16 protein-coding genes, 5 pseudogenes and 1 riboswitch are annotated in these 22340 nt (G+C 36.2%); of the genes and pseudogenes, 14 read left to right on the forward strand and 7 right to left on the reverse strand.

Annotated elements, in window-relative coordinates; translation table 11 throughout:
* Positions 1–386 precede the first annotated feature (386 nt).
* Entirely contained in the window at positions 387–1046 is a 660-nt protein-coding gene (locus AC1DMU_RS28490) for a protein kinase family protein (RefSeq protein WP_088063964.1), read from the forward strand.
* A 284-nt stretch (positions 1047–1330) separates the two neighbouring features.
* On the opposite strand, the gene AC1DMU_RS28495 is transcribed toward AC1DMU_RS28490, so the two are convergent.
* On the reverse strand, positions 1331–1702 hold the full coding sequence (locus AC1DMU_RS28495) for a hypothetical protein (protein WP_088063963.1): 372 nt from the start codon (positions 1700–1702) through the stop codon (positions 1331–1333).
* A 371-nt stretch (positions 1703–2073) separates the two neighbouring features.
* Between AC1DMU_RS28495 and AC1DMU_RS28500 the strand changes: the two genes are divergently transcribed.
* The 3 genes from AC1DMU_RS28500 (at position 2074) to AC1DMU_RS28510 (ending at position 3781) form a co-directional block, all read left to right on the forward strand.
* Entirely contained in the window at positions 2074–2235 is a 162-nt protein-coding gene (locus tag AC1DMU_RS28500; RefSeq protein ID WP_029442740.1) for a hypothetical protein, read from the forward strand.
* Positions 2236–2532: 297 nt separating this feature from the next.
* On the forward strand, positions 2533–2919 hold the full coding sequence (locus AC1DMU_RS28505) for a DUF1259 domain-containing protein (protein WP_476941671.1): 387 nt from the start codon (positions 2533–2535) through the stop codon (positions 2917–2919).
* Positions 2920–3208: 289 nt separating this feature from the next.
* Positions 3209–3781, forward strand: a complete 573-nt coding sequence (locus AC1DMU_RS28510; protein ID WP_088063961.1) for a YwbE family protein — start codon at positions 3209–3211, stop codon at positions 3779–3781.
* A 274-nt stretch (positions 3782–4055) separates the two neighbouring features.
* Here the strand turns inward: AC1DMU_RS28510 and AC1DMU_RS28515 are convergent, their stop codons facing one another.
* A complete protein-coding gene (locus tag AC1DMU_RS28515) occupies positions 4056–4649 on the reverse strand; it encodes a hypothetical protein (protein ID WP_088063960.1) in 594 nt (197 codons plus the stop codon).
* Between the two features lie 387 nt (positions 4650–5036).
* On the opposite strand from AC1DMU_RS28515, the gene AC1DMU_RS28520 reads away from it, so the two are divergent.
* The 7 genes and pseudogenes from AC1DMU_RS28520 to AC1DMU_RS28550 all read left to right on the forward strand — a co-directional run bounded on the left by AC1DMU_RS28520 (position 5037) and on the right by AC1DMU_RS28550 (position 13539).
* Entirely contained in the window at positions 5037–6515 is a 1479-nt protein-coding gene (locus tag AC1DMU_RS28520) for a DHA2 family efflux MFS transporter permease subunit (RefSeq protein WP_088063959.1), read from the forward strand.
* A gap of 506 nt (positions 6516–7021) precedes the next feature.
* The gene (gene cypD, locus AC1DMU_RS28525) at positions 7022–10219 is read left to right on the forward strand and encodes a bifunctional P-450/NADPH--P450 reductase (protein WP_088063958.1); all 3198 of its coding nucleotides are present in this window, start codon (positions 7022–7024) and stop codon (positions 10217–10219) included.
* Between the two features lie 806 nt (positions 10220–11025).
* Entirely contained in the window at positions 11026–11532 is a 507-nt protein-coding gene (locus AC1DMU_RS28530; protein ID WP_088063957.1) for a GNAT family N-acetyltransferase, read from the forward strand.
* A 4-nt stretch (positions 11533–11536) separates the two neighbouring features.
* Positions 11537–11902 (forward strand): annotated as a pseudogene (locus tag AC1DMU_RS28535) (zinc ribbon domain-containing protein); the annotation flags it as partial.
* A gap of 279 nt (positions 11903–12181) precedes the next feature.
* A pseudogene (locus tag AC1DMU_RS28540) lies at positions 12182–12400 on the forward strand (hypothetical protein); the annotation flags it as partial.
* Positions 12401–12460: 60 nt separating this feature from the next.
* The gene (locus tag AC1DMU_RS28545) at positions 12461–12766 is read left to right on the forward strand and encodes a monooxygenase (protein ID WP_073515595.1); all 306 of its coding nucleotides are present in this window, start codon (positions 12461–12463) and stop codon (positions 12764–12766) included.
* Between the two features lie 401 nt (positions 12767–13167).
* Positions 13168–13539, forward strand: coding sequence for a DUF1304 domain-containing protein (locus AC1DMU_RS28550; RefSeq protein ID WP_073515594.1), 372 nt, complete (start codon positions 13168–13170; stop codon positions 13537–13539).
* Between the two features lie 115 nt (positions 13540–13654).
* On the opposite strand, the pseudogene AC1DMU_RS28555 reads toward AC1DMU_RS28550, so the two are convergent.
* Positions 13655–13976 (reverse strand): annotated as a pseudogene (locus AC1DMU_RS28555) (hypothetical protein).
* 127 nt (positions 13977–14103) lie between these two features.
* The gene (locus tag AC1DMU_RS28560; RefSeq protein WP_088063956.1) at positions 14104–14496 is read right to left on the reverse strand and encodes a VOC family protein; all 393 of its coding nucleotides are present in this window, start codon (positions 14494–14496) and stop codon (positions 14104–14106) included.
* Positions 14497–14607: 111 nt separating this feature from the next.
* On the opposite strand from AC1DMU_RS28560, the gene AC1DMU_RS28565 reads away from it, so the two are divergent.
* The gene (locus AC1DMU_RS28565; protein ID WP_215558931.1) at positions 14608–16917 is read left to right on the forward strand and encodes an AAA domain-containing protein; all 2310 of its coding nucleotides are present in this window, start codon (positions 14608–14610) and stop codon (positions 16915–16917) included.
* A 75-nt stretch (positions 16918–16992) separates the two neighbouring features.
* Positions 16993–17095, forward strand: a riboswitch (SAM riboswitch).
* An 88-nt stretch (positions 17096–17183) separates the two neighbouring features.
* Complete coding sequence (locus AC1DMU_RS28570; protein ID WP_088063955.1) at positions 17184–18389, forward strand: M20 family metallopeptidase; 1206 nt, start codon at positions 17184–17186, stop codon at positions 18387–18389.
* 135 nt (positions 18390–18524) lie between these two features.
* Here AC1DMU_RS28570 and AC1DMU_RS28575 read toward each other — a convergent pair.
* Positions 18525–18917: pseudogene (locus tag AC1DMU_RS28575) on the reverse strand (Lrp/AsnC family transcriptional regulator).
* 91 nt (positions 18918–19008) lie between these two features.
* Here AC1DMU_RS28575 and AC1DMU_RS28580 point away from each other — a divergent pair.
* Positions 19009–19146, forward strand: a pseudogene (locus AC1DMU_RS28580) (IS6 family transposase); the annotation flags it as partial.
* A gap of 325 nt (positions 19147–19471) precedes the next feature.
* Here the strand turns inward: AC1DMU_RS28580 and AC1DMU_RS28585 are convergent.
* Positions 19472–21298: an alpha/beta fold hydrolase gene (locus AC1DMU_RS28585; RefSeq protein ID WP_088063954.1), complete on the reverse strand. Its 1827-nt coding sequence runs from the start codon at positions 21296–21298 to the stop codon at positions 19472–19474.
* Between the two features lie 59 nt (positions 21299–21357).
* The gene (locus tag AC1DMU_RS28590; RefSeq protein ID WP_223270628.1) at positions 21358–21942 is read right to left on the reverse strand and encodes a TetR/AcrR family transcriptional regulator; all 585 of its coding nucleotides are present in this window, start codon (positions 21940–21942) and stop codon (positions 21358–21360) included.
* Positions 21943–22340 lie beyond the last annotated feature (398 nt).

Here is a 22340-nt window from a genome sequence, read left to right on the forward strand (position 1 = left end):
GCTTATACAGCTTATACAACAGCGGTATGAAAAGTATAGACAAATAGAGAATTATAAATGAAAATATTTAAAGTCCGTATTAAATTTTGGAGGATTATCGCAAAAAATTCTAAATATTTTGCAAGTAACCTCTTAAACTGGGATATGCTGATACTATTACACTACAAAAGGTGTATGATCGGTATGGAAAAGGAAAATTTGTTCAAATGGAAGCATTATCACATACCCATCAACTTAAGAAATGGATTGTTCCCCAAAACGAAAAAATGAGCTGAATTCTCATAAATAACTGTAAAAAGGTGGAAATTTCGGTATGGGGGTATCTCAAAGGCTTAGGTTGATGGCAATGGGGTGGGCCCCCTTTTAGCAAAACCGGAGTGGAAATGATGAGTATAAACAGTTTTGTGGGATTGATAAAGGACGAATTATTAAAAGAGGTAAGCATTAGAAGTGAGGATGAATTCGAGCCTGTAGTAGTTAAAGATATTCCTAGACTTTGGAAGTGTTTAGGGATGGGTAATTATGCCGCAGTATTTATGCATCAAGAATACAAAGATTGGGTAGTGAAAGTTTACGCGCGAGAAGGAGAAGGAATTGAAAAAGAGTCAGAAGTATACCGAAGAATTGGAAACCATCCTTCTTATTCGAAGCTTATATATAAAGGAGAAAATTTCATAGTATTGAAACGTTTAAAAGAAATTACCTTATACGATGCTATTCATAAGGGCATTAAAATTCCTAAGCAGGTGATCTTTGATATCAATGAAGCTTTAGAGTATGCAAGAGAACAAGGATTAACTCCTTGTGACGTTCACGGGAAAAATGTGATGATGGAAAACGGAAGGGGATATGTAGTCGATGTATCTGACTTCTTAAAAACAAAAGAAGATAGTAAGTGGAGAGACCTAGAAAAGGCATATTTTATATTTTATTTGCCTTTCATTTATAAATTTCCTTTCCCTGTTAAAGTACCGTATTTTATGTTAAACATTGTTAGACGTTCGTATAGAAAATATAAGAAGCTTAAAAAGAAATTCAAATTGTAAAAGGACCACATACTTATCTTTAGGTTAGATAGGTGAACCACTAGTAAACAAAAGGACCGTACATTTTAGATATGTCTAATATGTACGGTCCTTTTTTTATGAATTTATGAAGTAATCAGTAAGCTGTACCTTTCCTTTTTCACGCAATTACTTATTTTCTTCCTCAAAGCCTTTATTCTTTTTCTTGTTTATTTCGCAAGAATTGATGCGTTCTTTGAGTTCTGTTTGGTTATACAGTGTGGTTTTACTAATCAGGATTCTTTTTGTCATACTCGTGAAGTTAATTATATTTTTCTACGTACTAAATAAAAAGATAAGGCCCCCATAATAACAGGTGCAACGAAATCAAAGAAATGGGAAAAATTAAAAAGAAAAAGAAATGGTATAAGTGTATAGATAACTGCTAGTCCTATAAATACAGGAATTCCAAATTGAAATTCTCTACATCGTTTGATTTTCCTGTATAACACTTCCCCAATTAGACAGGCTACAAGAGCCGGTATACTACCATAAGTGACGATCGTTTTAATGAATCCTAATACAACGTTCGGGTGAATAAAGCTAGGATGAGAAATATATGAAATCAAGAACCATCCAAAAATAAAAGCAAACAGATTTGCAGCATAACTAATTACAAATTTTATCAACGTAATCATCCTCACAGTTTTCTAATATTAACTCCATTGTATGACATAACGTCTCATTAACAGTAGTCAATGATGCATATAATTTTCATTTTTGTGGGATTCGCTTTTCTTAACTTGATAACGAGGGTTGAGTCATAAATTGTGGGAAATCTCTATACTGCTATTAACTCATTAGTTGAAGAAGAATTTGTTCTACAACTAATGAGTTATTATAATATGAAAAATGAAATTCTCCTTCTATAATTTATTCAAATGACTCAATCTCCGCATCTTTTGAATGCCCTGAAAGTGCTAAACATAAGCAAAATAATTAACTATCTCATGCAAGAAAGTTAGGCTAGTTAATTGCATATGTTTTATTGAAAGGGTGTGATGGAACTATGGAACGGCCGAATTGGGGAATTGGAGGATTAGTATTCGTTGGCTGCATGTTTCTTGGCGGAGGAGTGGGATCTATGTTAGGTAATGCCCAAACTGGATGGTTAATAGGAATGGGAGCTGGATTTCTTGGGATGGCTTTAACAAGACTGATTAGAAAGTGAGATAACGGGATTCTGCTTCCAGTAAATAAGGAAATATGTATGTAATACATGGCATAATAGCTTTATAAATTATAGTTAGAACCTTCTATTTTCTAAATTTTTCCATACATAGATATGATTCTCGAGTTGGAGTATGGCACCTTAGGGTGTTTTTTTTATGCTTTTTAAAAATGCCTTACCATATAATAGACTTCGTTAGATTCCGATAATCTTTTTTGTAATAGTATAGATTCATTACCGTTTCAGACTTAAGTATTCATTCATAACCTAACAGTAAAAGGGGGGATGATTCAAGATATGGCGTTTAATGATGAATTAATTTGTCAACAGTTTGCAAGAATTATCGGTGGTCAAGAAGGATTCGCCGGTGGGAAATGTGTGGCAACAATAAATCGGGATGAAATACATGCAACTATTTTAGGAAAACGTTTTAGAGTAACAACTTCTTTCTCGTTTGAATCACGAGATAATAAAACTGGACGAGCATTATGTCTAGGACGTGTAGCGCTCTTGCAGAAGGAAGTCAATGGATTTGTTGCTACAATTATTAAACAAGGAATAATCGTTTCGTCTATACACAATGAGTGGTTATGTGATGATCCAAATTTGATTTACGTTAATATTGAAGATGTTGATGATCCGCTAAGTTTCGCAAGGAAAGTTAGACGAGCGTTATGCAKTTAACCGATTTTTTTAGTTAAATGTGCAATAGAAAAGGATCTTCAATCGAAAGATCCTTTTATGCATAAGATGAAGGTTTTTCCCTTTGTTTCATTAATTAAGTCTAATTGACTAGCAAACGAACGTAATTTCTGTGTACGAATCGATATAATAATAATCTTCGCTTTTATTATAGAGTCAGTCTTTTAGTAGAAAATGAAAATATACGACAAATTTTGACAAATAAAGGCTTATATTTTTGTTATGCTATGAAAGTTATTGATTTGTAATGTATATATAGGAGGATTTTTTAATGTTAAAGAAATTGTTATTTTTTGTAATTTTGAGTTTGTGTGTAATGTCTTTAAGTGCTTGTAAAGGTGATGAAGAAAAATTAAAAGTGGCATCAGATGAGCAAAAAATAGATGAAGATAAAAAAGTAGCGGAGGAAGAAAAACGTAAGCAAGAAGAGCAACAAAGAGTAGAAGAAGAGAAGCGTAAACAAGAAGAGCAGCAAAGAGTAGAGGAAGAAAAACGTAAACAAGAAGAGCAACAAAAAGCAGAGGAAGAAAAACGTAAACAAGAAGAGCAGCAAAGAGTAGAAGAAGAGAAGCGTAAACAAGAAGAGCAGAAGACTCAGCAACAACAGTCTATACAACAAGAGAGAACACAAAAACAAGAAAAAACAATACAAGCAACAGGTGGGAAACCAACAAGATCACAAATTTCAGTTGGTTCACATGTAGTTATTCAATTAGATAATGACTATAGTAAAACTGTAAGTGGTGTTGTGAAAGACATCTTAACACATAGTGAAACACATACATACGGCATTAAAGTTCGATTACAAGATGGACAAATTGGCCGTGTTCAAAGTGTTAATTAGTGAAAAAAGATTTGACTACTTTTCAAAGAAATAAAAACTACAAAAAACCGGTTCTTTCGTAAAGGAATTGGTTTTTTGTAGCGTTTTGCTTAGCGTACGAAATTTGCGTTTTGTTGATGTCACCACATCTCTATCAAGTTATCACATACAAAGTAATAGATGTTTTTTATGATTTGAAAGGAGAGGAAGCGAACTTGGAGGGAGTATGTTTGAGAAGATTAAAGGAAATGTTTTTTTGTTCTGGATTATGGACTTATTCGCCTGTTCTAATGAACTAAAAGAAGAACTTTCCCATACCGATTAGACTACTAAGCATTCCGATTCCATTCATGGTGCCTTTTCCTACTGTCAGTAAGTTTCCAAGCATTCCTGGCTGACCGTTATTTCCCCATCCCATAGGACTTACCTGTCCTCCCCATCCTGGAGGGTTTCCAAAAATACCCCAGTTATTATTGGTATTAAAATTAAAAGCTTTAGCTGGTGGCGATAGTAAAGCGGCGAGATGACCTTGTGCGAACATCCCTGCATGATTGAATGGTTGGGCCCAGGGTAAGGGAGGTTTTTGGAGATTACCTACATGGCCTTGTAATGGCGTCCAATTAGCGGGATGTCCTTGTGGCATCATCCCTGCATAATGGATTGGCTGACCTAAAGAGAAGGGAGGAGTTTGAGGATTGAAACCCGTATAATAGGCTGGCGAATCCCAACCAAATGGATAGCCTCGACAACTCCAATTCTCAGGAATCTTCAAATCATTCATTCCCTCAGCCTTAGTGATTTGGGGCTGTAAATATAATGATGACATTGCAATTTGGTTCGTATATTGCTCACCGTTGCCCTCTGAATTCAAATACCAATATTGGTACATAAGTTTATTCCCCTCACTTTAAAAATGTAATGTTAGACTTAGCCTATGTAATATTCCTTTTTATGGATGGTTACATAACTAGATTTACAAGCCTGTATTTAAAGGAATAGGTGTATGGTCTTGTTGATTTATCCTACTATTTGTGGGCAATAAGACAACTCCACCTCAAAATGTAACCTAATTTAATTTCGGTTAACAAACGCGTTTATGAACGTTTGATCAATAAAAAAGATTTTCAGATATTATGTTGGGCAAGTAGAATTGTTAAAAAGAGAATATCCATTCGAAGAGTTTGGCAAAATACTGCAAGGGCAATGTATTCTTGTGCAGATTTGCAAACGGCTTAAACGAATTAATGGAATTTATAATGAAGGGGTAAATGAATATATGAGTGAAACATTACATAAAAGAAAACCACCATATTTAATGCTTGTAATCCTTTTTATTGGGGCCTTTGTTTCATTTCTAAATAACTCGCTTTTAAATGTAGCCTTGCCATCGATAATGAAGGATTTAGACATTAAAGATTATTCAACGATTCAGTGGCTTTCTACAGGGTATATGCTTGTAAGTGGTATATTAATTCCGGCATCAGCATTTTTAATAACCCGCTTCTCCAATAGGAGCTTATTTATTACATCTATGTTGATTTTTATTCTTGGTACGGGCTTAGCGGCTTTAGCGCCGAACTTTAGTTTATTACTGACTGGGCGGATGGTTCAAGCAGCAGGTTCTTCAGTCATGGGGCCTTTGTTAATGAATATTATGCTAGTAAGCTTTCCAAGAGAAAAAAGGGGAACAGCGATGGGGATTTTTGGGTTAGTTATGATTACAGCTCCAGCAATTGGACCGACACTATCGGGTTATATTGTAGAGTATTATGACTGGCGTTTGCTTTTTGAGATGATTTTACCGTTAGCAATCATTAGCTTACTGTTAGGGGTTTGGAAATCGGAGAATGTCATGAGACAAAACAAAAATGCAAAACTTGATTATCTCTCATTACTATTATCTTCTGTCGGTTTTGGCGGTTTGTTATATGGATTCAGTTCTGCAAGCTCCGACGGTTGGACGAATAAAGTTGTTTTAACAACCTTAATCATAGGCGCTATTGCCCTAATTACTTTCATTATCCGTCAATTAAAAATGAATGAACCGTTACTGGATTTACGTGTTTACAAGTACCCAATGTTCGCACTTGCGTCTGTAATTGCGATTGTTAATGCAGTGGCCATGTTTTCGGGTATGATTTTAACCCCAGCTTATGTACAAAACGTCCGCGGTATTTCACCGCTAAGCTCTGGGCTGATGATGCTTCCAGGTGCGGTAATAATGGGGATTATGTCACCAATTACAGGTAAACTATTTGATAAATATGGCCCTCGTATTCTTGGTATAGTAGGACTTTCCATTACAGCCGTTTCAACTTATATGCTAGCAAACCTGCAACTCGACTCTAGTCACACGCATATTATTCTTATTTACACACTGCGGATGTTTGGGATGGCGATGGTGATGATGCCACTTATGACAAATGGCCTTAATCAATTGCCAACTCGCTTAAATCCGCATGGTACAGCTGTTAATAATACAGCTCAACAAGTATCCGGTTCAATTGGTACTGCTATCCTTGTTACGATTATGAATTCGGTAACAAAAACAAAAGCTGAAAGTCTAATGGCTGATGTAGATCCAACAACCTTCACAGAAGCTACGAAGGCAATGTTAACTCAGAAGGCTTTATTATCTGGAATTCAATATTCATTCTATGTAGCGCTTGGCATGAATATTGTTGCACTACTATTAGTTTTTTTCGTTAAACGTGTAGATACAAGCGCGGAAGCTGTCGAGAGGTTAAATCGGTAGAGTAAAATAAAACCTTAGATCATGACTCCTATAAGTTTTTACTGTTTAGTTAGACTATGAAGAAATGCAAATTTCTGCTGCTAAGGCGCTGGTATTTAAATCTGGAAAAGAACCAGTGAAATAATTATATATAGTAAAAAGGATCTGATATTCATATCAGATCCTTTTTTCATTAGCAACACAGTATACTTACTTATCGTATTTGTTTGAATTGACATTAGAAACTACTGGTTTTCCCAATACTACAATCTTTAGCTCTCAATTTCTGATAAACATTATCATAATACGCTTCATTTTTATTTAGTATTTTTTCTGCAAGTTATACATGTAATAGCAACAAACAACTTAGATTAACAACCTTATAAGCAATATCATAATCGTGAATAGTTAGGGAAAAGATAAAATAAGGTAATCAATTACATATCTTTATCCCAGGCGATTCATTGCTATCTTCTTTTTATTGAATGGGATATTTTATTACATGTTTTTTTGAAAGGGTGTTTTTAATGGATAAAAAAGTATCTGCCATTCCTCAACCGAAAACATATGGATTGCTGGGGAATCTCCCATTAATCGATAAAGATAAACCGACCCTATCCTTTATCAAGATAGCGGAAGAGTATGGTCCCATTTTTCAAATTCAAACTTTAAGTGATACCATCATTGTCGTTTCTGGGCATGAACTGGTAGCAGAAGTCTGTGACGAAACAAGATTTGATAAAAGTATAGAGGGTGCTTTAGCGAAAGTTCGCGCCTTTGCTGGAGACGGATTATTTACAAGCGAGACTCATGAGCCTAACTGGAAAAAAGCTCATAATATTTTGATGCCTACATTCAGCCAACGAGCAATGAAAGATTATCATGCTATGATGGTCGATCTTGCCGTACAACTCGTTCAAAAATGGGCACGGCTTAATCCGAATGAAAGCGTAGATGTACCGGAGGATATGACTCGCCTTACATTGGATACAATTGGTCTATGTGGTTTTAATTATCGATTTAATAGCTTTTATCGTGAGACCCCTCATCCTTTTATTACTAGCATGAGCCGTGCTCTAGATGAGGCGATGCACCAATTACAGCGGCTGGATATAGAAGACAAACTCATGTGGAGAACGAAACGTCAATTTCAGCATGATATTCAATCTATGTTTTCTTTAGTGGATAATATTATTGCTGAACGTAAAAGTAGTGGAAATCAGGAAGAAAATGATTTACTTTCCCGTATGTTAAATGTGCAGGATCCGGAAACTGGTGAAAAATTAGATGATGAAAATATTCGTTTCCAAATTATCACTTTTTTAATAGCTGGGCATGAAACAACAAGTGGATTATTATCTTTTGCAATCTATTTTTTATTAAAGAATCCGGATAAATTGAAAAAAGCCTATGAAGAAGTAGATCGGGTTTTGACAGATCCTACTCCAACATACCAACAAGTTATGAAACTTAAGTATATACGGATGATTTTAAATGAATCGCTACGTCTATGGCCTACTGCTCCAGCATTCAGTCTCTATGCAAAAGAAGATACAGTGATTGGTGGGAAATATCCAATTAAGAAAGGAGAAGATCGTATTTCTGTTCTTATTCCACAGTTACATAGGGATAAAGACGCGTGGGGAGACAATGTGGAAGAATTCCAACCTGAACGATTTGAAGATCTGGATAAGGTTCCTCATCATGCTTATAAGCCATTTGGAAATGGTCAACGGGCATGTATCGGTATGCAGTTTGCACTTCATGAAGCTACACTTGTAATGGGAATGCTTCTTCAACATTTTGAATTCATTGATTATCAAGACTATCAGCTGGATGTAAAACAAACATTAACGTTAAAGCCTGGTGATTTTAAAATTAGGATTCTACCCCGAAATCAAACTATTAGCCATACTACTGTTCTTGCGCCTATAGAGGAGAAACTGAAAAACCATGAAACCAAGCAGCAAGTTCAGAAGACTCCTTCTATTATTGGGGCCGATAATCTTTCGCTTCTTGTTCTATATGGATCGGATACAGGGGTAGCAGAAGGTATTGCCAGAGAACTAGCAGATACAGCTAGTTTAGAAGGTGTTCAAACGGAAGTGGTAGCTCTTAACGATCGAATTGGAAGTCTGCCAAAAGAAGGGGCGGTTCTTATTGTAACTTCTTCTTATAATGGAAAACCACCAAGTAATGCAGGGCAGTTTGTGCAATGGTTGGAAGAATTAAAACCGGATGAGCTAAAAGGTGTTCAATACGCAGTTTTTGGTTGTGGAGATCATAATTGGGCTAGTACTTATCAGCGAATTCCAAGATACATTGATGAGCAAATGGCTCAAAAAGGAGCAACAAGATTTTCTACACGTGGAGAAGCGGATGCAAGTGGTGATTTCGAGGAACAGCTCGAGCAATGGAAACAAAGTATGTGGTCTGATGCGATGAAGGCATTTGGATTGGAACTTAACAAAAACATTGAGAGAGAACGCAGTACATTAAGTTTACAATTTGTTAGTCGTCTTGGAGGATCTCCTCTGGCGCGAACATATGAAGCAGTTTATGCGTCTATACTAGAAAATCGTGAACTTCAATCATCTAGCAGTGAAAGAAGCACGCGACATATTGAGATATCCTTGCCAGAAGGCGCTACGTATCAAGAAGGTGACCACCTTGGTGTGCTGCCAATTAATAGTGAGAAAAATGTCAACCGAATTTTAAAACGCTTTAGATTAAACGGAAAGGATCAAGTCATATTGAGCGCAAGTGGGCGCAGTGTAAATCACATACCTTTAGACAGTCCTGTTAGTTTATATGACCTTCTTAGTTATAGTGTTGAAGTGCAGGAAGCAGCCACTCGAGCACAAATACGAGAAATGGTGACATTCACAGCATGCCCTCCTCATAAAAAGGAATTGGAATCATTATTGGAAGAGGGAGTTTATCATGAACAAATATTAAAGAAACGTATGTCAATGTTGGATCTTCTTGAAAAGTATGAGGCTTGTGAAATCCGATTTGAACGCTTTTTAGAACTTCTTCCTGCGCTCAAACCGCGTTACTATTCTATTTCAAGCTCTCCACTCGTTGCACAGGATCGTCTGAGCATTACGGTTGGGGTTGTTAATGCACCTGCATGGAGTGGGGTAGGGACATATGAAGGAGTCGCTTCTAATTATTTAGCTCAGCGTCATAATAAAGATGAGATTATCTGTTTCATTCGAACGCCACAATCGAACTTTCAATTACCTGAAAATCCAGAAACGCCAATTATCATGGTTGGACCAGGTACTGGAATTGCACCATTCCGTGGATTCTTGCAAGCGCGTCGTGTTCAAAAGCAAAAAGGTATTAACTTAGGACAAGCACATCTATATTTTGGTTGTCGTCATCCTGAAAAGGATTATCTCTATCGTACAGAACTAGAAAATGATGAAAGAGATGGATTAATCTCGTTACACACAGCTTTTTCTCGCTTAGAAGGACATCCTAAAACATATGTACAGCATTTAATAAAACAAGATAGAATCAATTTAATTTCGTTATTAGATAATGGGGCGCATCTTTATATATGTGGTGATGGAAGTAAAATGGCTCCTGACGTAGAAGACACCCTTTGTCAAGCATATCAAAAAATTCATGAAGTCAGTGAACAAGAAGCAAGGAATTGGCTGGATCGTGTGCAAGATGAAGGGCGATATGGAAAAGATGTTTGGGCTGGAATCTAAATTCTTCTTAATTAGATAAGTACTATTTCATTCACGAACTTCTTTCGACTAAGTATAATTTTAAACAAAATAAACTGATTTATAAAAACCCTGTATTTTTTATTGAATATGGGGTTTTCTTATTTTTAAATAAAAGGGATGTATATGTTGATTCAAAATCCAATAATCTTTATGCTTTATATACACAACATGGTAGATTTGACTTAATAAAAAGGGGAACCATCAGGGAGAAGTAGACTTTAATTTAAACTCAACAAAATCTTCACACAAATCTGGGGGATATGATTTGAAAATGGGTTAAGAAAGGATTCATTTATGAATGAGTAAGTAAGAAAAGCAATCCAACATTTTTATGTAAATGGGGCTGTAAATGAATATTTACTTAGGTGTGAAAATGAAATTGAATTACCTAAAGAATTAACTGTATTTATTCATAATGCAGACATTCAAACAATGCCTGTCAACATTGATGATATTTGGCCAGCAGAAAAATATGTATTCGATTTTAAACCATATAAGAATGAAGTTAATAGTAAACGAAATTAAGAATAGTTAAGAAAAAGCTATTTCCACTCTTAATTGACGCAATTTTCTGAAATATACAAATGTTAATATTTGTTATATGATATATTTGTCAAAGTACTGTTCCTGTAGTTTCTATAATGAATCTGTAAGATAGTTTGTTTGTCTCATATATTCACCTTAAACTAAAAAGAACTTGCAGAGATTCCTACAAGTTCTTTTTAGTTTAAGGGTTGAATGTGGATTTGAAATAAAGAGACGATTTTTTGAGAGGAGAAAAGTAAATGTTTATAAGAGCAGAAAGATTATTAATACGAAATTTTGAGTTCAAAGATTGGCAAGCTGTCCATGAGTATACATCAGATAGCAATGTTATGAAATACATACCCGAAGGAGTTTTTACTGAAGAAGATACAAGAAACTTTGTAAATAGAAATATGGGTGAAAATGCAGAGAACTTTCCTGTGATACTGGTAGATGAAAATATTCTGATTGGTCATATTGTTTTTCATAAATATTTTGGTGAGCATACTTATGAGATTGGGTGGGTATTCAATCCTAAATATTTCAATAAAGGATATGCTTCTGAAGCAGCACAAGCTACATTAAAATATGGGTTTAAGGAAATGAAATTACATAGAATTATAGCTACATGTCAGCCACAAAATACCCCGTCATATCGAGTGATGGAGAAAATTGGAATGAGAAGAGAAGGATATTTCAGGAAGTGTATACCCCATGGAAATGAATGGTGGGATGAATATTATTACGCTATTTTAGAAGAAGAGTAGTGTCTCAGAACGCATTGTTCAAATCCCGTTTCATAAACTGATTGCAGCGATTGAGAATAAATGTATAAAAGAAGGTATACGATTTTTAAAACAAGAAGAAAGCTATACTTCAAAAGCTAGTTTTCTTGATAAAGATCCGGTTCCAGTTTGGACTAAGGATGATAAGACGTATTATCACTTTAGTGGCAAACGAATGACTCGTGGTCTGTACCAAAGTAAAGCAGGAACATGTATCCATGCTGATATTAATGGTGCGCTGAATACATTGCAAAAATCAAGAGTTGTAGAATTGGATGACAATCTCACAGTGAAAACGCCGATTCTATTAGAAGTGCAAAAACGTAAGGCTGTTGCTTCGCGCATAGCTTAGTGGGTGCGTCAACCATCCATGTGTACTCGACTTGTCGGGGCTTGTAGCACACGCCGGATTCATCTGAGTGGTGGCTTCTTCCATAAGGAAGAATTGCTCTTTTTCGAAAGGGTGGTGCAAGTGGGAAAACAATAGTTCGTTGCCAGTACCAACCAAAAACATACTTGGGGGTGCTACCATAAGGTGGCATGAATGCTAGAGCGTCAACTGTCTAGCGATAGATGAAAAGACCTAGCGTTCTAACTCAAGCCCCCACTGAAACGTGTCACCTCAGTGGAGGTAGTTGACCATAGAACTGTTGCCACATTAATAAATACTTTAATTGAACATGGGCTTTCGCTGGATAAAATAATCGAACCACAATCAAATTTGGCAGGGATAGAGAAAATGCCAGATTTAATAAACGAATCGCGAAGTCCATCTTTTATTATAATCAAGTCAAAAAAAATAATATTTAAAAATATATACCGCAATCTGGGAGCTTTTATTGAATTATGAAAACAGCCGTTAAACTGTATGCATTCGAATTGAAAATATTGAACTTAGGAGTGAGTGAAAATGGCATATTTATTACAAGTTGATTTCCCGTTTGAAGGTCCTTTTGGTGAAGAAATGGAAAAAGCATTTTGGGATTTAGCAAAAAGTATTAATGAAGAAGAAGGATTCCATTGGAAAATATGGACGGAGAATCAAGAAACGAAAGAAGCTGGAGGCATTTATGTATTTGAAAAAAAACAAGATGCTGAAAAATATGGAGAAATGCACAAAAACAGACTTCAAACATTTGGTGTTAAAGATATTAGAGTAAGAATTTTTACCATCAATGAAAAGTTAACGAAACTGAATCGTGGTTATAGTAAATAATAAGGGGAATTCAAAAAAAAGAAGGGGATAATCTCTTCTTTTTTTGAATTCTTCTTTACTAGGATTTCTAGAAATTTGAACTGTTGTTGTGAATGAATTTAAAGCTGCTGAAACAAAATAGACCCACTTGAGCAAAAAAACTTGCAAAACTAAAAAAAGAGATGTATATTAATTGACGCATCAATCATTGATATATCAACTGTTTTCAGTTAGAAAGAATTGGTGAGAAGTTTGAAGAATGCGTTGGTATTAGTCAATCTCGATTGGAATTGCTCGCTATGTACCAACTATGCTTCTATCTATCGATCAAGCAGCCGACGAAGGGAATCGTTTCCTAGTTGATAGAATTCACAGTTGAAATAATATAGAACTGATATTAAGGAGAGAGGGGGTAGAATGGTATGGAAATAATCGCAGCTATTTTAGTCGGGATTGTAGCATTAGAACATTTGTTTATCATGATCCTCGAAATGTTTTTTATTAATTCAAAAGTAGCGAAACGTGCTTTCAAATTACCGAAGCATTTAGAAGGAGATAAAAACGTAGCTGTTATGTTTGCAAACCAAGGGTTATATAATGGATTTTTAGCCGCTGGTCTCATTTGGGGACTTATAATTGGGTTTAACCCAATTGGTTATATGGTTCAATTATTTTTCGTGATTTGTGTGGTGATCGCAGCTATTTTTGGAGGTTTCACATCTAATAAATCAATTATTGTGAAACAAGGACTTCCAGCTATTTTAGCATTGGTCGCTCTTTTATCTATGATGTAGAAACAAAGTTTTTCAATAAAAGAAACAATCTTTCCTAAAAATGACTTTGCATACTCTTAACTTTCTAGGTATGTGGCGCTACCTCAGTAAGAAAAGAAATAGGAAAAACACCCTATTACATTTTATTAATATAATAAAATGTAATGACTAGATCCAAAATAATGATAATAATGAGAAGTAACAAGTGTATAAATGCATCAGTTTTACTGTGTAATAAAGACTTTATAAAGAAATCCCATTCTGTTTCATAGGGGGGACTCTATCCAATTCCGTTGCAGACCTAACACCATTCCATTTATGAAATAGACAATACTTAATAGAATTCTTCCAACAAATACGGCAACTACTTTTAAATTCCAATGCTTTATCTTGATTACATAAAGGATTGGAAAGAGTATAAGGATCCAAAAAATAATAATATAGATTGTATTAATCATTCTCTGCTCCTAACAAAATGATTGTTTTTTAATATAGGTGAGTTTTCGGATTGAAGATATGTTTCCTTGTTACTATTTAAAAACAAGGGCCGGAATTCCGGCTCTTTTTCTATCCTAAAGTCCCACTTTACCTCTCCGTTTCAAAAAACTCAATCCATTCTCCATCAGGACCAGCGAAGAATATGTAACGTGTTCCATCTGGTAATGTTTCAATTTCTTCTCCTAGTAAAAAGGTTACTTTGTGTTTCTTTAGTCTTTCGATTTCATCTTCTAATGAATCCACTTTAAAGCAAATGTGATGTACTTTTCCTTCTGCCGGAAGAGAAGAGTTGTAGCCTTCAATTAATTCAAGTATCGTTTCCTTCGATTCTTCCACACCTAAAAAAGCGAGTTTTAAGTCGGGATTCGGGTGACCCATACGTTTAATGAGCTGTAAGCCAACTACTTCTTCATAAAATGAAATAGATGCTTCTAAGTTTGCGACCATAAGACCGACGTGTTCAATTCTTCTAACTGGCATGTAGATCCCTTCTTTCTGAAAAATATATACAATATGTTATTGAAAATTAAGAAAATAAGCAAGATAAAAACCTTACAAATTTTAGCTTGTTATATGGTATAGTGAGAAAGTATGTTTGGGGAGAAGGAAGGAGATTATACGATGAATACACCTACTCAAACTCCTTCATTATCGGCAACGATGAAAGAGTGGCATTATGCATTAGCGTATGAAATTAAACATTGGAAAACGATAGGTGGTAGTAAAATTTCTATCATGAACGGTCGTTTTTTATATACAGATTATGAAAGTACAGTATACGTATTTCAGCTCATATCGGAAGTAAGCTTACCGGAAGGTTCACCAATTCGAATTGAGTTTGATGGTGAGGAAGCGACAGGAGAAGTATTATCTGTACATGGATTAGAAATAGAACTGAAATTAAATGATTATATACAAGGTGAAATACGAGAAGCTGTTTTATACAGTGAACCGTGGCAATTGTTAGAGCAACTACAAGAGCGATTGAAAGAGGCACATAAAGATAAGCTAAAACGTAATCGTATAAAGCGTCTTGTTGATGGGACGAGCAGTCCGAAACATATTGAGAAGATGAAAAATCCGAAAAATGAATTGGCATATCGTTCATTTTACAATCCGACAACGTATGTGTGGGGCCCCCCTGGAACAGGGAAGTCTTACAATTTATCACGTATTATTTCGGCGCATTATCAAAAAGGAAAATCGGTACTTGTATTAGCTCATAGTAATGCGGCAGTAGACGTATTAATGAGTGAAGTAACGAAGCAAATTGAGAAGAAAAAGAAATGGAAACCTGGTGAAATTGTTCGTTACGGTTATAGTCAACATGAACATATAAGAAATCATGAAACATTACTTACGTCGAAGTTAGTTGAAACGACGAACGGATCATGGGGAGAGGAAAGACTCTATTTAGAAGAAACACGACAAGATCTTCGTGAAAAGATTTTATCATATAAAGCGACTTCTGCTGATAAGAAGCGTATACAAGAGATTGAAAGTGATCTTCGAAAGCAAAAAGCGAAAATTAAAGAAGTAGAAAAAGAATATATTGAAAATGCAAAAGTAATCGGCGCAACTTTATCGAAATGTGCCATTGATTCACTTATTTATGAGCGTACATTTGATTTAGTTGTCGTAGATGAAGTGAGTATGGCATATGTTCCGCAAATTGCATTAGCAGCTTCACTTGGAAAACGTATCGTCGTTTGTGGGGACTTTTTACAGTTACCTCCAATTGCGATGGCGAACCATGAACTCGTTCGAAAATGGCTTGGGGAAGATATGTTTTACCATGCTGGGATTGTTGATTCTGTCAATAAATCAGAAGCACATCCGAACCTATTTATGTTGCAGGAACAAAGGCGTATGCATGCGGATATATCGAAGTTTACAAACTCATTTATTTATAAAAATAGAGTATACGACCATCCGTCTGTTTCAGAGCGTAAAGAACTTGCGCGATTGCAACCGTTCGCAAATGAGGCAAGTGTTTTATTTGATACGAGCTTAATGGGAGCCTTTTCGTTAAAGGACGCTGCTTCTGGTTCTCGATTTAACATTATGTCTGGTTTAGTAGCGATGCAAATGATGTTAATCGGACTGTTAGATGGTGTTCAATCGATCGGTGTTGTTACACCTTACAGGGCACAATCCCGCTTTTTATCAACGTGTATTAGAGAAATGTTGCAGAGAACGAAATATCAAAACATACCAGTTTTAGCGGCGACGGTTCATAAGTTTCAAGGTTCTGAAAGAGATATGATGATATTTGATACGGTTGATAGTTATCCGCAAGAACGACCTGGCGTGTTATTCTTTGACCATAAAAATCATCGCCTCGTCAACGTTGCAGTGACAAGGGCAAGAGGGAAGTTCATTCAATTATCAGATTGTCATTATATGCGTAAAAACCTTTCGAGAAAACAAGCGTTATCACAATTAACAGCTCATATAGAACGTCACGGAGATGTGTATGATCGTACGACATCAAGACAATTGTGGGAGCGGAAAATTTCGAAACGTTTACGCTGGTTTATGGAAATGAATCTTGAAGAGCCGAAAGGGTTATTGAAAGATATTTTAGCCGCAAAACGAAAAATTATTATTTCACTTCCAAGTACAAAGCAAGTGGATAAGCGAGTCTGGCAAGCGTTAATGCGTACAAATGCGCAAATAACAGTGTATAGTGATGGACCAGTTCCGTTAAAAAATGTAAAGTTACAAAGACAAAATAAAGCATTCCCGTTTATCGTAATCGATGATGAAATCTTTTGGGCAGGAGCACCGCTCACATCTCAAATGATGTTTGAAGGTAGTATGGAATTTCCGTACGTATGTGCAAGATTACAAGCACCGGAAACAATTGGTGTGTTAAAAGGATTTTTAGATATTCGGTAAATTCGGATAGGAATTCCTTGACTTTTAATTGGAATGAACATAGAATGAATATAATTTAATATAATCTTATGAAAATTCTTATCACGAGAGGTTGAGGGACTGGCCCTATGACACCTCGGCAGCGGATTCTTTTATGAATACTGTGCCAATTCCAGCAAGGTAACTTGAAAGATAAGAAAGAAGCTCATTTTGACTGTAAATGCAGAAGCCTCTTTCTATCTTTTAGAAAGAGGCTTTTTTATGTGAAAATATAAGGGGGAAGAGAAATGGGAGCGACTGGAGTAACGTCACAAAGAAAAACAATTGAAGAGAGTATAGAAAGAAATAAGGAAAAGTACATAGAAACAAGTCACGATATTCATGCGAATCCGGAGATTGGTAACCAAGAGTTTTACGCATCAAGAACGTTAAGTTTATTACTAGGTAGTGCAGGGTTTCAGCTGCAGCACAATATAGCTGGACATGAAACAGGATTTATCGCGCGAAAAAGTTCAGGAAAACAAGGGCCAGTTATCGCATTTTTAGCTGAGTATGACGCTTTACCAGGACTTGGTCATGCGTGTGGTCACAATTTAATTGGCACAATTAGCGTTGCGGCCGCGATCGCATTATCAGAAACGCTTGAAGAAATTGGCGGAGAAGTTGTCGTGTTTGGTACTCCAGCCGAAGAAGGAGGACCAAATGGTAGTGCGAAAGCGAGTTATGTAAAAGCGGGGTTATTTAAAGATATTGATGCGGCACTTATGATTCATCCGAGCGGAAAAACAGCGCCAACGAGCCCTTCACTAGCAGTCGATCCACTTGATTTTCATTTTTACGGAAAAACAGCTCACGCCGCAGCTTCACCTGAAGAAGGGATTAACGCATTAGATGCGATAATTCAACTTTATAACGGTATTAACGCACTTCGCCAACAACTTCCATCAGATGTGAAAATTCATGGCGTTATTACCGAGGGGGGAAAAGCACCTAATATTATTCCTGACTACGCATCAGCAAGGTTCTTCATCCGTGCAGCAACGCGAAAAAGATGTGCAGAAGTAACAGAAAAAGTAAAAAATATCGCACAAGGAGCAGCGTTAGCAACAGGCGCAAAAGTGAAAATCCATCAATTCCAAAACGAAATCGATGAACTACTCGTAACAAAAACATATAATGACGTCGTAGCCGAAGAACTAGAATTACAAGGTGAAGACGTAAATCGGAAAGAAAGATTTGGCATCGGCTCAACAGACGCAGGAAACGTAAGTCAAGTCGTACCAACAATTCATCCGTACATTAAAATCGGTCCAGATGACTTAATTGCGCATACGAATGAATTTAGAGAAGCAGCACGTTCAGAACTTGGAGATAAAGCGTTAATTACATCCGCAAAAGCACTAGCAAATACAGCGTATCGATTAATTACGGAAGAAGGGCTGTTAGAGAAGGTGAAGGAGGAGTTTAGAGAGGCGCAGAGAAATCAGGGGTAGGTGAGAAGGAGACGTATCTCTGGATTTTCTAGTAGGAAATTGAATGAAAAAAGAACCAGCCTATGGCTGGTTCTTTTTATATTATATAAGAATTTTCCCACATACACTCGGTATCTTTATCTTAGTACCCTCTTATCAGAACGACAATTTCTCCTCAAACTCACTCTTTAAAACAATTAAAGGAGACGATAATCCAAATTGCATTAAGGAGTCTAAAAATGTAGCGAGAGAATCCATCGAATCGCTCATGACCTTCATCATATAATTAAACTCCCCGCTAATTCGATATAAATCAGTTACTTCGGGAGCGGCATTACAAAATTGGATGAAATCAGAGTATTGACTCGTTTTAAACATGATGAATGCTTGAATGTTTTTATTAATTTTAGAAGGCTCAAATTTTGTTCGGCAAGCCGCTATAACTCCTTGATCTTCAAGTTTATTAATACGCTCTTTTACAGCAGGTTGCGTCATGGATATGATCCGTCCTATTTATGAAACGGAAATTCTCGCATTTTCATATAACAAGTTTTTCTACATGAAGCTACACTCTAGAAAACAGGATTTAGGGGAATCGGACATGAGATATTTTAAAGGAAAACAATTCAAGTAAGATGTTATTTTAGTAGTTGTCGGCTACTACTGCCGTTTTTCTTTCGGTTATCGTGATGTATCTGAAATCCTGAAAGAACGTGGTATTTCAGTGAAAACAACAACCATCATGCGATGGAGTCATAAATATGGCAATCCCATCTATTGAATTTGGAAAGTAAAAAGTAAATCTGCACGCTTATGAAACCTTTCATACCCTATATAAACAAAGGCGAAGTCTTCAAAGAGACTCCGCCTTTTCAACGTACAATGAACTTCAACAATTACTAGCTACTTCCTAAACATTGTTCTGCATTTACCAACCTGTTTATGCTTTTTTCAAACTTTGCAACAGAACCAGTTTAACCATCATCATGCACATGGAACTTTAGGTTATTTAAGTTCAGTTGAGTTCAGAAAACGAGCCCTTAAAAAAGCAGTCTGAATTTGTGTTGACAATCACACCTCCATCAATACTATCAAAAGAACCTTTATACTGTTACAGCTTGAGAAATCCATTGAGCAGTTAGTTCAGGAGATTCAACAGGAAACTGATGACCGTACTGAATACGTGTAATATCCAAGTGTTCAAACTGCTTTGGGACATGATGATCCTTGTCCAAAGCTCCCCATAGTATCTTAATTTTCCTCTTATCCCATGTCTCGGGATTTAACTGGATGGATTTTGATATAGTTAAGCAAGACATGACCGTAGCGTTAGTTTTGCGTATACGGGGGGATTTTAAATCACGGACCACAGAATGAGCGTAATTACTCAATAATTGACTCGATGTTCTGAAGCTATTGGTTTGAATTAGCTCTTTTTCCAAACGGGCGGGCTCCATATATTTTAGAACGAAACTTGTAATACGTCGAAATCTATATTTAGGTTGGATAGGATGCAGTACTGGCTGCAATAAAATGAGTTGTTTGATCAGTGAGGGCAGCCGTTCCATCACTTGAGCCGCAATCAATCCGCCAAATGAATGCCCCACTAATATAACGGGTCTGTTCAACTCAGTGATCATAGTGGAAATGCTCTCTACATAGCCTTCTATCACAGAAGGATTATGGTGATAAGGGGTACGCCCAAATCCAGGTAAATCTACGAACCAAGTATTTAAACCGCTTAAAAATTGTGAGAGGGGCAAAAGGGCATCGGCATTGCTGAACGTCCCATGAAGAAAAATAATAGGTGTTTCATTCCTATCTTTCTCTAGCGAAACTAAGTTAGCCCTTCTTCGTTGACTAAAATCTTTCTGCTCATTTTGATTCAGGCCTAAATGATTTAACCGATAATCCAAATCACTAATGATAAAAGGGAGCGTGGACGGAACTACGAATGAATTTCTGCCGTTCCTTTGTTCTATTTCTAATTTACTGTAAACAGGGAATTCCGACTTAACAAGAAAACTCATGGATTCTTTAGGAATACCAAGCATCTTATCAGCACCCATTCTAAGCACAGTTTTCAATAACGGAAGCGGTATAGTTCCTAACGGCTTTGTTGTCTGTAATTCGTGTGCCATGAGTTTGATGAAAGTTCGGATCGACGGACTTTCTTGCTTAGAATCTAAAAGATAGTAGGTATTGCTTGATAACCCTTCTGTGTTAACAAGTTTTGAAATAAACGAAGCCACATGGTCAATATGAACCATTGGTAACCAATAATCGTCGCCGCCTGGAACAAGCGGCATAAGATTTCGCCTTACGGCATCGACTAAGATACTAAGGCCTCCAATCTGTTCTGTTTTCCCTGAGAAGGAGTCTCCGACGATTACACTAGGATTAACAGTAGATAAGGGAATGCTCATGTTATGAAGAGATTTTCGTATATAAGAGTCGGCTAAAAACTTCATTTTTTCATAAGGCGGTTGATTGTCCAGCAAATGATCTAGATCCAACAATGCATTTTGTTCATGATAGGGACTCATAAAGCCTGCGACATGGATAAAATGCTTTAATTCTTTTTCAGCGTGGATATCCTGTGCTAGCCGAACAAGGGATTTTGCAGGGGTGAGGAAAGACTGTTCAGCTTCAATGAGGTTCAACTCAATATTCATTGGACCTCCTGCGTGAATAATTAGATCAGTTGCAAGTAATTGTTTGTAGCTGTCATCACTTAAACCTAATCGAGGCTGCGTTAGATCACCGATAACAGGAACAATGTTGTTCTGTTGATCGGGTGCCAGTTGATTGATGATGGTAAGAAGACGATTTTTTTGACGTACAAGTACATAAATCTGATGCTGAGAAGCTAACTCAGCGATTAAATGACGTCCAATATAACCAGTTCCGCCAGTCATGAAGATATTCATAATAAAAACACTCCTTTATTATTTTATAGTACTAATTAGTACTAATATATCTAAAAATATTACTTTAGCATGGAAGCTAAAGTAGGAAATAAATTTTTGATCATATCTTGGTTGTTAGAAGCTTGAGCCAAGAAGAGAGCACCCTCAATAGAGGAGACAATCAACATAGCTGTTTGTTTAACGGGTAGCTCTTTCTTTAGTTCTTGTCGTGCAATCCCTTGGGCTAAAATCAATTCAACACCATGCAGCTGTTTTTCAAAAAAACTCTTGATTCTATCTCTAATTTCAACCGCGTCAATAGGCGTCTGTGTATACAGAGTCAGGAAAGGACAACCGCCAAGGTAGTTATTTTGTTCAATAGTATCGCTTAAAATGTGGAGTACCGCTTCTAATTTCTCTTGAACGGTGGGCTCAGTTTGAGACACAATATAATTAATTCGCTGCTCGTAATGTTCTATCAACTGATTAACAATAGCGAGCAGCAGCTCCTCCTTGCTCTTAAAATAATAATAAATGTTCGTTTTTGAAACTTTGCTATGTGCGACTATGTCGTCCATGCTTGTTGCTAGAAAACCTTTAGTAAGAAACAATGTAAAAGCGGATTGCAGAGCAATATCTTTATTAGTAAGTGTATTTTTTTTCATATTAGTACTATACAGTACTATAAATGGAGAGTCAAGGGAATGATTGATGAAATGCATAGGGGTTCGACCGCACATCCATCAACTTAAGAAAAGTAAACATCCCAAAAACAAAAAATGAGCTACCTTCTCAAAGTAACTACCTGTAGAGAAAGAAAAAGTTCATTTAGTGGGTACTTCAAAACCTTAGCTTGATTGCGATGGGGTCACCATATCAAAAAAAAGAAAATTGTGCGTTTAGACATATTTTTCAACCGCTTCCTGTACGTTAAGGGACTCGTTATTTTTTTTACAGTTTTTATTATGAAATTCTAAATAACTAATTATAATAGGTGAAAAAACGATCAATAGTTGGGGGACGGAAAGGATTCGAATTTACATTCTTTCTCAATACATATTAT

It is taken from the genome of Bacillus sp. 01N45 (genome assembly GCF_056399205.1).